Below are 13,039 nucleotides of genomic sequence, written 5' to 3'. Positions count from 1 at the left end.
TAACCGAAATGAGAGTATCACAAAACGGAACAAGTATTATCCAGCCGCAAAATGTAAGAATGCGCTTTCAAAACAAACAATGGACAGCTTCGACATATGATTTCCCCCCTTTCAACATTCCTTCTTGCCTGCATACGCTGGAGAAAAAGAAAGACGGAAGAGCAAATTGGGTATGATACTCACGATCACCCTTACTTCCGCCTTCCGCTTTACCTATACGATTATTGCTCTATTACGCATTATTTTTTCTTACTGTTATAATAGTCGGTTTCATATTTGATATTTTCAGTACCGGCTTGGGCTCTCCATTGCTTGACAAAAGTATCAAAGTAATCTAATGGTTGTTTGCCAAGTAGGATCTGAGCTGCCGCTTCTTGGAAAAGTGTGCCGTTCCATTCCAATTCAGGTTTCGGTGTGGCAGTTGAAGGAGGGATACCGGCAATAATATTCTTAATTCCTTCCGCAGCGGCGACTTTATAAGTTGAATCCATTTTGTCAGCAGCTTCCTTGCTGCCCAATTGAATTTCCATAATATCTTTGTTGGTCGCGACCAAATTAAAGGAGTTAAACCGCCAAAGCACCGTTTTATCATCGGCATCTTTTTTACTGTCATAGTTAATTTTGTCGCCATCCTTCTTGTACGTTACATTCGGTATGCCAAAATTAACAAACTCCTGTCCTTCCTGACTAGCGAGCCAATCGAGCATTTTCACGATCGCAGCCGGATCTTTCGCTGCTTTTGTGATCATAAACGATTTATTAGATGCGCGAATCAGTGTACCTGAGCTCTCTACACCCGGTGCTTTCGGAGTTGGAATTGCAATGACATTCGCTCCCATACCCGGAAGAGATTTGTTCAACTTATCCTGCCAATCCCAGCTAAGCGAAGGTGCATGCACCCAAGCACCTACCAAATTATTCTGGATCTTCTGCTCCCAGACATTCCGTTTATTTGTCAGAAACTCGCTATCAATCAGCTTCTCTTCAACCAATGTCCGCAGAAATCCAAGCGCTTGCTTCATATTAGGGCTAACGAGTCCTGGCACTACCTCGCCATTAACGACTACACGCGCGAAATAATCTGCACCGAACATGGTAATTACATTGTCAACCCAATCGAGCTTTTCACGACCGGAGAACGGCATCTCATCTTTTTTGCCGTTGCCATTCGGATCCTTATCGCGGAATGCCCGCAGCATCGTCAACAATTCATCAGGCGTTTTGGGCGGGGTGGTAATGCCAACCTTATCCATCCAATCTTTACGGACATAAAGAACTTTATTCCCTATCTGTCCTTCTGGAATCGCCAAGATTTTCCCATCAATCGTGACCTCGTCCCATGCGGCTTGCGATATTGCCTTTTTGAGATTGGAGCCGTATTTATTAATGTAATCGTTTAAGGGGATAACTTGATTGTTCTTCAGCAATTCATAATTAATGCCCCATGATTGGACGACATCAGGGATATCGCCACTGGCAAATTTAATTCTAACCTGGTCCCCGAACTGACCATGCGGAAGGAATACCCAATCCAGATCCGTATTCGTTTTTTGCGCCAAATATTTAATCGTGGGGTCATCCATCATCTTACCGCCTGGAACCGGTTGGTTGTTATCTGTTTCGAATACACGAATTTTGACCGGTGCCGCTGGAGTACCCGGCGTGGCTGAAACGCTTGCTTGCGTACTTGTTTGATTCGGAGTTGCGCTTGAGCGGCTGCTCTCATTACCCGATGAACACGCGGACAGGAGCACGATAGCAGACATCGATAGGTAAAGCGTATTGCCCCATTTCTTTTCGAAGCTCATTTTTCTATTCCTCCCTAGGATTCCTTGATTATCTATAAAGACAGAAGTCTAAATATTCAGTTATTCCTTCACAGAACCAAGTAAAGCTCCTTTAACAAAATGCTTCTGCAAAAAGGGATAAATCAGTACAACAGGCACGGTAGCTAGTACAATCGTGGCCATTTGGATGGCGACCGGAGAAAGCTTGATGCCGGATTCTGCAGCTGCACCCGCTGTCGAGTCCGAATCCCCATTTGCAATTAGCGAGTAAAGATACATTTGCAGCGTTTGTTTATTTCGGTCGTTAATAAACAAGAGCGGTCCAAAATAGTTATTCCAATGGCCCACTGCATAAAATAAAAGCAGCGTCATGACAATTGGCATGGACAATGGTACCACTATACGCCATACCATGCTGTATTCGCTCATCCCGTCTACGCGAGCAGCATCGAATAAATCGTCGGGAACCGTACGAAAAAACGTAATACACAAAATCATATTGAAAGCGCTAATGGCACCAGGCAGGACTAAAGCCCATATGGAGTTTAACAGATACAAGTTTTTCACAAGCAAATACGTCGGTATGATCGGGGCTTGAAAAATCATTGTAAAAATGATTAGCAGCATAAAAAACTTTCTTCCTTTTAAATCCATCTTCGATAAGGGATATGCCGTAATCATCGTTAGTACCATATTGATCAAGGTGCCTAGGAATACGATTTGGACTGTCATCCAGCCTGACTTCCAAAATGTGCTATTGTTTACTACAAGTTTGAAATTATCAAAGGTCGCTTCCACCGGCCATAATGTGACTCTATTATGAATAAGGGCGTTCGAGGAACTGAACGAGCCTGCGACAACGTAAAGGATCGGGAGCATTGCTGCAACTGTAATCAGGGTGAGAAAACTGACGTTAGTGAAATCGAACACTTTTTCACCTAATGATTTTCTAATTTTCATATAGGACCACCTAGTATAACCCTTCCCCAGAAACTGCTTTACTAATTCGATTGGCCATGATTAAGAGTGTGAAGCCGATAATCGATTTGAACAGCCCTATCGCGGTTGTGATGCTGTACTGACCCGCTAAGATACCTTGCCGATAAGCATAAGTATCCAACACTTCACCTACCCTGAGCGTAGCTGGGTTTAAGAATAAATAAACTTGCTCGAAGCCAACTTCCAGCACGCTGCCGATTTTGAGCAGCAGCAGAATAACAATTGCAGGCAAAAGTCCCGGAAATGTTACATGCACGAATTGCTTCCATCGCCCTGCCCCATCAATTCTCGCTGCCTCATAGTAGGAAGGACTTATCCCCGCCAAGGCTGCCAAGAAGATAATTGTACTCCACCCCATCTCCTTCCAGATGCCTGAACCGATAAGCAATGTGCGGAAATATTCCGGCATTTGCAGGAAACTGATGGGCTCATGTCCTGACCATGTCAACACATGGTTAACTAAACCTGTCTGGCTGGAGAACATCATATATACTAAGCCGTATACGATCGTCCAGGATAGAAAGTGAGGCAAGTAAAGCAACGTTTGGACCATACGTTTAAGACCGATATTTCTCAACTCATTCAACAAACAAGCCAGCAAAATGGGAGCAGGAAACGCAAATATAATTTGATAAAAGCTTAAAATGATCGTATTCCCGATTAATCGTTTAAATTGTGGAAACGTCACCAACTGCTCGAACCATTGAAATCCAACCCAATCGCTCTGTAGGAATCCTTTGTAAATATTGTAATCCTGGAACGCAATTACACTTCCGAGTAATGGAATGTATTTGAAAATAACAAAATACAAAATTCCCGGCAACAACATAACGTACAACGGATGATTTCTCCTTAGGTACCTTTTATTCAAGCCATTCCACTCCTTTCTCTATCTGTCTGAATTTATTATAAGGGACTGGAAACTTTCCTAATACAGGATAAGCTTTCGTTTATACCTGACGATATTCGGGTGTTTATTTTCCTTATTGCGGTTATCCTATTTGTCTAAGAAAAACGGCTTTGCCGCCCTAAGAGATCAGCCTCTTAGTAGCGACAAAACCTGTTAAGGGAACTAGAGGACGCTATTTTGGCAAATAGCAGGGTTGCGAGGGTCATAACGGAACTACAGGGTCTTATTTCCACAACAAGCGCTGAATTTCCCATGAAACAGCAATATAGCGGACTGTAGTTCCCTCTGGCTCGCGATAAGGTCACTTTTCGCTGGAATAGCGGACTGTAGTTCCCTTACCTTCGCGCGAGGCAGCTGGAGTAACTCCACGTTCACTCCAAAACATATAAAGTCTTATATAAAAAAAGACACACCGTTCGGTGTGTGGGAAAATTATGATTCCATTCGCTTTTTGAAATCAAGCGGATTCAAGCCGAAATGTTTTTTGAATAATTTCGTGAAATAGTCGACGTCCTCGTAGCCAACACGATTTGCGATTTCGTACACTTTTAATGGTGAGTTCAGCAATAAGTCACGCGAATGATTCATCCGTTCCGCAACAATATATTGCCAAACGGTCATGTTCGTTTCCTGCTTGAATAAGGTGCACATATACGTTTTATTGTGCGAAACGATGTCGGCCAAATCCTGCAAATTGATCTTTTCTCCATAATGGATTTGAATATATTGTTTCATCGTATCCACAACCTTACTGGACTGATTGTCACGGATGCCGCGCATGACGGCCATCAGGCAATTGGCCCCTTCTTCCAGTCTCCTGACTGCGCATAGGCGAAAATAACTGCGAATGACAGGAAAGGACAGCAGATTTTCCCCAAGCCCCAAATCCTTGCCCTCATCCAACTCCAGTCGAAGCTTATCCTTCGCCATCTCTTCGATGACGGTTTGCAGCCATAGATTGGAGAGCGCATTCAACAAATAGTAGTTTCCTGCCGCCCATCCTTCCAATAATTCAAGCGTTTCCACAATGAGCAGCGGCATCATTTCAATCCGCAGCGTTTGGATATGTTCGATCCATCGTTCCATCCAAGATCGATTCATAGGCAGTTTGCGCAAAATCAATTGGGCAGCCTCGTGATTTCGTTCCTGTATAATACGATCCGTCGCCGAGCTCAAAGACTCATGAAAGGCTCGCGGATCAATGGGTTTCAGAATATAGTCCAGCGCGTAGAGCTTAATGCTGCGTTGCGCATATTGGAAATCGTCGTAGCTGGAAACGACCATGCACTTCATCCAGGGATATAGCCGATTGATATGTTCGATCAACTCTAATCCATCCATGGCTGGCATTCGGATATCCGTAATGCACAAATCCGCATAATAGTCTTCTAGCCATTCCAACGCCTTAACACCGTTTGAAGCCGTTCCCGAAACGACCGTTGTGTCGTTATACTCCGATACAGATTTAGACAAGCTGCTGCATATTAGCATGGAATCATCTACAATAAGCACTCGAATCATGTTATACCCCCTCTTAGGATCGATACGGGAAACGAATGATAATACGCGCCCCGCCTTCTGGCATTAATCGCTCTACAGAAACGCCTGTTTCCGGCTCCGTATAAAACATTTTCAACCGATAGTGAACGTTCAGCACACCGACTCGGGAAAAACGCATGTAATCTTGCTCCGTCTGCCCCATGCTCAAAGCCTGCTGAATCATATTCAGCCTTTCGTCGGTAAATCCGATCCCGTTATCCTCAATGACGATTTGGACGTATCGTTCCTTCCAGCGTGTCGTCGAAATCCTAATCAATAAACGATCCCCTGTCACTTCATAAGCATGTTTAACACTGTTTTCAACAAATGGTTGAATGATAGCTTTAAGACATTGCGCATCCTGGACGGATACATCTTGTTCAAGACTTAACGATATATTTTCACCGTACAAGATGCGAATGATAAAAAAGTAATTTTTCAAGTGGTCAAACTCATCATTTACGGTAACAATCGTCTGCTGATAATTGGATGTGTACCGCAGCATGTTGGACAATGCGATCGTCGTCTGTTGAATATCTGGTTGTCCGGCCAAATGAGCCATAGAATTGATCGATTCCAGTGCATTATACAAAAAATGGGAATTAATCTGAGATTGTAAGGCAGATAATACAGCATGCTGCTGGACAAGACGGGTCTCAGCGAGCTGAAGAATGGAATTTTCTATTCGATCCAGAAGTAGATTATAGGCTGAAGCAAGCTCGGCCACTTCATCAATACCGCTCACCTGGGCACGGACATCGAATTGATCCAATTTCGTCATTTTGATCGTCCTGCGCAGCTGTTTGAGCCTTCGAGTGATGGAATGAGAAATTAAATAAGCAAAAATCGAAGCAATTAACAGCCCTCCACTTGTAAGCGTTATCGTCAAATGGCGAATATTCGCTATGCTTTTAGCCAAATCTCCGTAGGGTACAATAACAATAACTTTCCAGTCGGTGCCTGTGATTGTTTGATAAACGATCATTTGTTTCGATTTTGCGCTGTAATAGGAGCCCGAGAGGTTGGAGCTGATGTTCATAAAAATGGCTGGATCCAGCTTTGTATTGATTTGCCCAGGGTCGGGGTAGGATACAATCGTTCCAAATTGATCAATAATCATGCCAAGCCCGTTCTCGCCCAGCTGGATTTCATTTAATATTTGCTGTGTAGCCAGAAGGGAAACATCGATCGCCAAATAACCGGTTTGCTCGGCAAAGCGAAACTTCTGTGCATAAGTTAAAATAGGGATTCTCATCGAATTCCCTGCTTTGTCAGTGTACTGATCATTCATCGCATAATAGCGTGAAATCTTCCCCGTCAGATCCATACTTTCCAGCCACGATTCATGCTTCATCGAATAGTAAGGTGCCAGAATGGATTCCCACATATATTCGTTCCGATAGGTGCTCTCGTTCCCATTCTCGTTGTACAACTTGATGGACAAAGTTTCTGGATGATAGGTGGTAAAGGGGGTAATCCATGTCTTTTCTATTTTTTGGTAGCTATCGAAGAGATCATATTTATCATCGAGCCTAGTCTTTAACCAATCCTGGAACTCTCTGCTTCCGCTAATCGTATGAAAGAACTGTTCATTATCCTTTAAATATCGGCCCAAGTTCAGGTTGGCTTGCTTCAGAATCTGGTTACTGAAACGCACCACATCATTATTGATCGCCTCTGAGCTTCTAATGAAGCTGAATGTGCTGATCCCGGTTACCGTCATAAAAATAATGGCAAAGATAATGAGAATGAGCTTCCATTCCAATGAACTCCGGATCGCTTGAATCATGCTCATTTCCTCCCCGAAAAAATGTTTGCGCTTTCAGACTCCCTTGTCAAGATTTAATGTTACCAAATATTTCTTCCCATCACCAGAGTTTAATAGACGGAACCTAGTTAACCAAGTCAGATAACTGTTAAGGCTAAAAAACCTAGCCTGCGGCTAGGTCTTCAAGTCCACACACCTTCGCAAGCCTCCTTACGAACTCAATACCCTTTATTCGGCCAAAATCGCTCATTCTGAAAATCTAATGAATGCCAGATGCGCTATTGCTAGTATTTGATAACTATTCGGCCAATAAAGTACCGGGTAACGCTAATCCAGTTCATTAGATTTCCAAAGCAGCCATTTTCTCGTCGATAAGCATCCTACAGTTCATTAGATGCTTAAAGAAAAAGGCTTCGCCGCCTTGAGAAATCAGCCTCTCATTAGCGACAAAACCTATTAACACTTTGACGGCATTTCACTGGATTATATTCCCTTTCATGGACGATGTCGAATAAAAATGCCGCTACCTGAAACATAGTGGCATCGGTAAGGTGGCTTACACGATCACGGCCGTCCCACTTACGGCGACCATCAGCATGCCATCGCGAATGACTTCGTAATCAATATCGACTCCGACAATCCCATTTGCTCCCATCCCCGCAGCTTGCTGGGTCATCTCAGCCAATGCCGCATCTCTCGCTTCCTGAAGTTTGCCTTCGTAAGCGCGCGAGCGCCCTCCTACGAGATCGGTAATTGAAGCCTTAAAGTCTCTGAATACGTTGGCTCCCATAATGACTTCGTCGGTGACAATACCCAGATATTGTTTGATTGGGGAACCTTCAATAGTTGATGTAGTAGTTATAATCATATATTATCCTCCTCAATTGGCCTTACTATTGGTGATACGCTTGTGCTACTGTCTTTCTACCGTGAAGCCTTCCTTCTCCAGCAATGGAACTATCCCCTGGTTGCCCAGCGTATGCAGCATTCCAACTCTACGCCCAAATAATCAGCAGCTTGGAACGCCTTCTCAATCTCCCGACGCAGCGGGTACATGCCTTCAAGTACGTAATGGATTGAACCAAGCAGATACACCGTGTTGCCTTTATTCTCTACCTTCCACAGAAAGCCGCGGCTTTCACTCAATTGCTGCTTGGCGGTAAGGGTAATCTCGCGCAGAGACTGGTTCCAGGCAAGGTCCGGGGCGCTCCGAATCGTTTTCACATCCCTATCCTACCAGCCCCAATGAAACAGAACCTAAACGGATAGATAAACTTCAGCTTAATTTTGCTCCCTCCGTTTAGGTTCTGTTCATGTGAGTATGCTACTATGGAAATGGAAAAGGGTGAACACGATGACAAGTCTATCTGATATTAAAATCGCAATCGTCGACGACGAGCCCTCGATTGTCACTATGCTGCAAATGGTGCTTCGCAGGGAAGGGTTTCATCAGCTGTACGCGGCTTCTACCTGCGCCGAAGCTCTCAATTTAGCGAAGCGTGAAGCCCCCGATGTCGTCCTGCTCGACATTATGCTTCCCGACGGCAGCGGCCTGGAACTCTGCTCCAAGCTCCGCGAATACGGGAATCCGCATATTTTGTTTCTGACAGCCAAAGCTTCCGATCTTGATGTCCTGCGGGGATTCGCCATGGGCGGGGACGATTATATTACGAAGCCCTTCAATCCCCTAGAGGTGGCCGCGAGAATTCTGGCGCGTATACGCCGTCTGGAGTCGGAAGCTCCCTCAGCCAGTCCCGTGAGGGGGAACGAACCGGGCGTTTACCGATTCGGCCGCTTCACCCTCAACGAGGCGGAGGGCGAACTGATTGTAGCTGGGCAGCCTATTCCTTGCCCAGCGCAGGTCTTCCAGCTGCTGCTGCACTTCTGCAAGTTTCCCGGTATCGTATTCTCCAGAACACAGCTCTACGACAAGGTTTGGGGGATCAACGGACAGGGCGATGACTCGACCGTAATGGTGCATATCCGGCGTATCCGGGAGCGGATCGAGATCGACCCCGGCAACCCGAAGCTGCTGCTTACCGTACGCGGACTCGGCTACAAGCTGGTGAAGGAGCCACAGGAGCGATGAAGATCCAGCGGCGCATGGCCTTCCATTTCACGTATCAATTGATTTTCTACGCCCTGCTGATATTGGCCATTACGCTGGTTGCCTGCATCCTATTTTTCCAGAACATGACGAGTAATGAGATACGCCGGAACTTTCCGGTTGGCGCCCTGCAACAGATCGCTCAAGAAGCTACTTACAAAGGCGGGACGATTCAGATCTCCCCCGAGTGGGAGAAGCTTATCAAGGAGAAAGGAATGTGGCTGCAGGTTGTCAGTGCCGAAGGAGCGGTGATCTACACCGTCAATACAACTCCGCATTATGCGCTACCAGCCTCCTACTCCATCGCTCAACTGCTCGATATTCAGGAGACACGGACGTTTGAGACATTTGCCGTACACACTCAGCTGAATTTTTCTTTTCAGGAGCCGCTTCTATATATGTTGGGCTACCAAAATTCTGACCTTGACCAGCTCGTGGCTTGGTTCGACACTTACGGACAGCATGGAATCGTGCGTAGCGAGGAGGTTCCCCTCTTGGACCAGCGGCTTCGCCAAAGCGGCAGCTATCTGCAGGTGATCAATCCCGAAAGCCAGATCGTACAAAGCATCGGCGATGAAGCATATGTGCAGAAGGCATATCGACCGCTGGATATCCTGGCCATCCAGCAATCTCCCAGCAACTATGACACGAATATTGTCACCCATCGGGACCAACTGAGCAGAATGACCTGGATCCTCTATACAACCCACGCAGCGGGAACCCCTCTTAAGCATCCTGTGATGGAAACGGCAACGCGCGCACTCGTCTGGTTTGCAGGACTTATCCTGCTGTTGGCGCTGCCGATCTCCATCTGGCACGGCTACCGCTACGGTCAGCCGCTGATTCTGTTCGCAGGCTGGTTCGATCGTATGCGCAAGGGACAATACGACCAGGTACTGACCGCCAAGGACGTACGCAAGGTATTCCGCCGCAATGGCACGTTGCGAATCAGCTACAGACTCTATAAGGAAGTGATCGAATCCTTCTACCAGATGACTCATCAATTGACTCAGACCGAGAAGGAACGGGAGCGGCTGGAGAAGGCGCAAGCAGAGTGGATGTCAGGAATCTCTCACGATCTGCGCACGCCCTTGGCCACAATTCAAGGTTATGGGTATATGCTGGAGAGCTTGCCTGAGCAATGGAGCCATGAGGAGATGCGGATCATGGGCGCGACGATTCGGGAGAAAGGGGATTATATGCTCGAGCTGATCTCCGACTTTTCGTTGATTCATCAGCTCAAGCAGGGCGATTCGATCATGAAGGTTCGGGAAATCGACTTGATAGAGCTGGTCCGCTGCTCCGTACTGAAGTACGTCAACGACACCATGATGTCTGAGTATCAGTTTCACTATGTTGGAGAAGAGTGTCCCTTACTGATACAGGCCGATGAAACCTGGCTGCTGCGGCTGATGGACAATTTGCTGTCCAACGCCGTGAAGCATAACCCGCCTGGCGTGATCATCACCATATCTGTCGGCAGGATGAACGACATGGCATGCATACGCGTAATCGATAATGGCAAAGGGATGGACGAAGAAACGCTGCATCATTTGTTCAATCGCTACTACCGGGGAACGAATACCGAGGAATCAACAGAAGGCTCCGGGCTCGGGATGAGCATCGCCAAAACCATCGTGGAAGCGCACGGCGGCGAAATCCAGGTCCAATCCAAAGTGTGGCAAGGCACGAAAATTGAGATCCTGCTGCCCGCATACGCCAAAAATCCCGATGTATCAAGGCTGTGAGCCGCATCGGGGTTCAATGGAATCCCAAAAATCAAGTTAAAGAGGGCTACTCTTCACATCACTGAATGATGGAGGAGTAGCCTTTTAAGTGACACAATTTTCAAAATAGGTGGGCTCAGCCTCTACCGGAAATTTTCTACATACTCATGCAGGAAGGCGCTTAGCGTGCGGGGCGCTCTGCCAAGCAAGCGTTTCACAGTGTCATTAGGACTTTCTGGCACCACCGTAGACATAGTTTGAATTTCCACAACGTGGTTCGCAAGCCAAGTAGGCATATGCCCGTGCTCGATTAGATTGCGGAGCAGTACTGGCGGGTCCATGTTGATGTAGCTTATCGACCGATGAAGCAGAGTGGATAGTTGACTCGCGATCTGCGGATAGCTGAAAATCTCCGAACCGGTAAGTGTATATATTTGGCCTGATACCTCGCGGTTGATCAGAACTTCTGCCGCAACATCTGCGATATCGCGACAGTCAATGAAGTTACAGGGTGAGTGGCCCATGGAGCCGAAGAAAACATTTTGGGTTGTGATCGTTGGTGCAAGGCGCAACAAGTTTTGCATGAACGCATAAGGGCGCAACACGGTGTGAATGAGGCCCGATTCGCTCAGCACTTTCTCGATTTCTTGATGCCAGCCCGCCACTGCCACTGGAGAGCTTATCTCAAAGGCAGGACTGGATATCTTTACGATGTGTTTGATTCCAGCTTCGGCAGCAATCTGAATGATCGAAGTTTCCAATTCGATTTGTCTTGGACTGTTGGACATGGCAAGGAAGAGCTGACTGGCTCCTTTAAACGCACGGCGCAGCGATTCGGGGTCGGAAGCATCAGCCGATGCGACCTCAATAATCGACCGGCCTTTATCTCCGATCTGATCACGCAACTTCTCAGGCTCTCTGCTCAACGCTCTAGCGGGTACACCAAGATCAACCAATCGTTCCAAAAGCGCACTGCCTATCGTACCTGTTGCTCCAATAATAACTATCATTTTTATCTTCTCCTTTTGGATGAAAAATTTGTTGTGGCGGCAAGACGCCACCGCCATATCACTATCGTGCTTGCTATGAAGCCAGACAATGGGAAATCGATCCAGACGCGACCGACCCAGGCTAGGTCATTGCTGGGAATCATAATTTCTAGTAAACCAGATGTTGCCCATGCGGCGAATAGGCCAAACATTGCTCCCGTCAACGCGAACAGCCCAACCACAACCAAGTGAGGTGCACCGATGATCCACCGTTTTTGGCCTCCTCGGCTGCGCAGCCAAAGGCCAAGCATCCAAGCCACCAAGGCCGATGTTCCGCCAATTGTGGTCAATGCCCCTATTTGGAGCCCCTTGTCGGCAGTAACCAATCCCCCAATACCTGCCATGATGGCAGGAGAAACATAGGCCATTAAAATTTCACGCCACAGCACAAAAGTCTTTGCGCCAGAACCAGCAGACTTGATTTCGTAAACACCATCTGTCTGATTCGGGTATTCCATTTTGTTCATTTAGTTGCTCCTTTCTTCTTTTAAATCGTTCAGCGCTTGCTTCAGTTAGATATAATTAGGAACCTAACTATATGAGGGTAAAAATAGGCTAGCTTCACTAGCCCATTCTACTCATTACTGATGTGTTGCTTTGGTTCACTTGGTTCGTCCGTAAGTGCTGAGATGCCTTGTGTAACTCGGCCTAGCAGGTCGAGAAAAACACTGCGCTCCTCGATACTGAGTAAGCCCACCATGGCTTCCAGCCGAGTGAAATGCTCAGGTGCCATTTCACGGAGCTTCTTCGCTCCTTGCTCTGTCAATATAACGGATTTCTGACGGCCATCTTCTGAGCTTGATCGTCGCGATACTAGGCCATCTCGCTCAAGAATGTCGATAAGACCAGTCACTGTAGCACGTGTAACACCTAGATGCTCCGCTAACTGCGAAGGCAACTCTTCTCCTTCGTTATCTTCAAGGTCTGCCAATAAACGATATCGCCCTGTTGATAAACCGAATCTAGAGAAATGAATCTCCGAAGCATGACCAAGCCTGGCTCCCGCTGCCATTAGCCTAGACGCGACGAGTATAGCTTGTGCGTCTATGTCTAGGTTATAGCGATCAATCTGGCGCTTGGATTGTACAAGCGAGGGAATAGCATTCATGTCATTTGTTAGGTTATTGTTGTTGTTCATATATATAGTATGGCA

At 46.6% G+C, this 13,039-nt stretch carries 13 protein-coding genes; 3 read left to right on the top strand and 10 right to left on the bottom strand.

All coding sequences use genetic code 11. The features are described from left to right. Positions 1-8: 8 nt before the first annotated feature. Complete coding sequence (locus LOZ80_RS38925; protein WP_238169485.1) at positions 9-176, top strand: hypothetical protein; 168 nt, start codon at positions 9-11, stop codon at positions 174-176. A gap of 63 nt (positions 177-239) precedes the next feature. On the opposite strand, the gene LOZ80_RS38920 is transcribed toward LOZ80_RS38925, so the two are convergent. From LOZ80_RS38920 to LOZ80_RS38890, 7 genes are all read right to left on the bottom strand, one after another. Beyond that, positions 240-1,808, bottom strand: coding sequence for an extracellular solute-binding protein (locus LOZ80_RS38920; protein ID WP_238169484.1), 1,569 nt, complete (start codon positions 1,806-1,808; stop codon positions 240-242). A gap of 60 nt (positions 1,809-1,868) precedes the next feature. Next, the gene (locus tag LOZ80_RS38915) at positions 1,869-2,747 is read right to left on the bottom strand and encodes a carbohydrate ABC transporter permease (RefSeq protein ID WP_238169483.1); all 879 of its coding nucleotides are present in this window, start codon (positions 2,745-2,747) and stop codon (positions 1,869-1,871) included. A 10-nt stretch (positions 2,748-2,757) separates the two neighbouring features. Continuing rightward, complete coding sequence (locus LOZ80_RS38910) at positions 2,758-3,615, bottom strand: ABC transporter permease (protein ID WP_238173232.1); 858 nt, start codon at positions 3,613-3,615, stop codon at positions 2,758-2,760. 513 nt (positions 3,616-4,128) lie between these two features. Further along, entirely contained in the window at positions 4,129-5,217 is a 1,089-nt protein-coding gene (locus LOZ80_RS38905; protein WP_238169482.1) for a response regulator, read from the bottom strand. Between the two features lie 13 nt (positions 5,218-5,230). Further along, entirely contained in the window at positions 5,231-7,024 is a 1,794-nt protein-coding gene (locus tag LOZ80_RS38900) for a cache domain-containing sensor histidine kinase (RefSeq protein ID WP_238169481.1), read from the bottom strand. Positions 7,025-7,559: 535 nt separating this feature from the next. Then, positions 7,560-7,871, bottom strand: a complete 312-nt coding sequence (locus tag LOZ80_RS38895; protein ID WP_238169480.1) for a YbjQ family protein — start codon at positions 7,869-7,871, stop codon at positions 7,560-7,562. An 89-nt stretch (positions 7,872-7,960) separates the two neighbouring features. Continuing rightward, positions 7,961-8,227 carry a TraB/GumN family protein gene (locus LOZ80_RS38890; protein WP_238169479.1) on the bottom strand — a complete coding sequence of 89 codons (267 nt, stop codon included), beginning with the start codon at positions 8,225-8,227 and terminating at the stop codon, positions 7,961-7,963. Positions 8,228-8,357: 130 nt separating this feature from the next. Between LOZ80_RS38890 and LOZ80_RS38885 the strand changes: the two genes are divergently transcribed. Continuing rightward, complete coding sequence (locus LOZ80_RS38885) at positions 8,358-9,092, top strand: response regulator transcription factor (RefSeq protein ID WP_238169478.1); 735 nt, start codon at positions 8,358-8,360, stop codon at positions 9,090-9,092. Further along, positions 9,089-10,858 carry a sensor histidine kinase gene (locus LOZ80_RS38880; RefSeq protein ID WP_238169477.1) on the top strand — a complete coding sequence of 590 codons (1,770 nt, stop codon included), beginning with the start codon at positions 9,089-9,091 and terminating at the stop codon, positions 10,856-10,858. The genes LOZ80_RS38885 and LOZ80_RS38880 overlap by 4 nt, the downstream gene beginning before the upstream one ends. Before the next feature lie 122 nt (positions 10,859-10,980). Here the strand turns inward: LOZ80_RS38880 and LOZ80_RS38875 are convergent, their stop codons facing one another. From LOZ80_RS38875 to LOZ80_RS38865, 3 genes are all read right to left on the bottom strand, one after another. Beyond that, a complete protein-coding gene (locus tag LOZ80_RS38875) occupies positions 10,981-11,847 on the bottom strand; it encodes an SDR family oxidoreductase (RefSeq protein ID WP_238169476.1) in 867 nt (288 codons plus the stop codon). A gap of 2 nt (positions 11,848-11,849) precedes the next feature. Beyond that, the gene (locus tag LOZ80_RS38870; RefSeq protein ID WP_238169475.1) at positions 11,850-12,353 is read right to left on the bottom strand and encodes a hypothetical protein; all 504 of its coding nucleotides are present in this window, start codon (positions 12,351-12,353) and stop codon (positions 11,850-11,852) included. A 107-nt stretch (positions 12,354-12,460) separates the two neighbouring features. Beyond that, positions 12,461-13,024, bottom strand: a complete 564-nt coding sequence (locus LOZ80_RS38865) for a MarR family winged helix-turn-helix transcriptional regulator (RefSeq protein ID WP_238169474.1) — start codon at positions 13,022-13,024, stop codon at positions 12,461-12,463. Positions 13,025-13,039 lie beyond the last annotated feature (15 nt).

The sequence above is a fragment of the Paenibacillus sp. HWE-109 genome, assembly GCF_022163125.1.
Taxonomy (GTDB): Bacteria; Bacillota; Bacilli; order Paenibacillales; family NBRC-103111; genus Paenibacillus_E.
Note: the sequence above shows the minus strand (reverse complement) of the source record. Positions and strands in the feature narration are given on the sequence as shown.

Coding starts and splice junctions, on each gene's coding strand:
- LOZ80_RS38895 (WP_238169480.1), bottom strand. CDS start 7,871: ATGATTATAACTACTACATCAACTATTGAAGGTTCCCCAATCAAACAA.
- LOZ80_RS38870 (WP_238169475.1), bottom strand. CDS start 12,353: ATGAACAAAATGGAATACCCGAATCAGACAGATGGTGTTTACGAAATC.
- LOZ80_RS38905 (WP_238169482.1), bottom strand. CDS start 5,217: ATGATTCGAGTGCTTATTGTAGATGATTCCATGCTAATATGCAGCAGC.
- LOZ80_RS38920 (WP_238169484.1), bottom strand. CDS start 1,808: ATGAGCTTCGAAAAGAAATGGGGCAATACGCTTTACCTATCGATGTCT.
- LOZ80_RS38875 (WP_238169476.1), bottom strand. CDS start 11,847: ATGATAGTTATTATTGGAGCAACAGGTACGATAGGCAGTGCGCTTTTG.
- LOZ80_RS38885 (WP_238169478.1), top strand. CDS start 8,358: ATGACAAGTCTATCTGATATTAAAATCGCAATCGTCGACGACGAGCCC.
- LOZ80_RS38880 (WP_238169477.1), top strand. CDS start 9,089: ATGAAGATCCAGCGGCGCATGGCCTTCCATTTCACGTATCAATTGATT.
- LOZ80_RS38925 (WP_238169485.1), top strand. CDS start 9: ATGAGAGTATCACAAAACGGAACAAGTATTATCCAGCCGCAAAATGTA.
- LOZ80_RS38910 (WP_238173232.1), bottom strand. CDS start 3,615: ATGTTGTTGCCGGGAATTTTGTATTTTGTTATTTTCAAATACATTCCA.
- LOZ80_RS38915 (WP_238169483.1), bottom strand. CDS start 2,747: ATGAAAATTAGAAAATCATTAGGTGAAAAAGTGTTCGATTTCACTAAC.
- LOZ80_RS38900 (WP_238169481.1), bottom strand. CDS start 7,024: ATGATTCAAGCGATCCGGAGTTCATTGGAATGGAAGCTCATTCTCATT.
- LOZ80_RS38865 (WP_238169474.1), bottom strand. CDS start 13,024: ATGAACAACAACAATAACCTAACAAATGACATGAATGCTATTCCCTCG.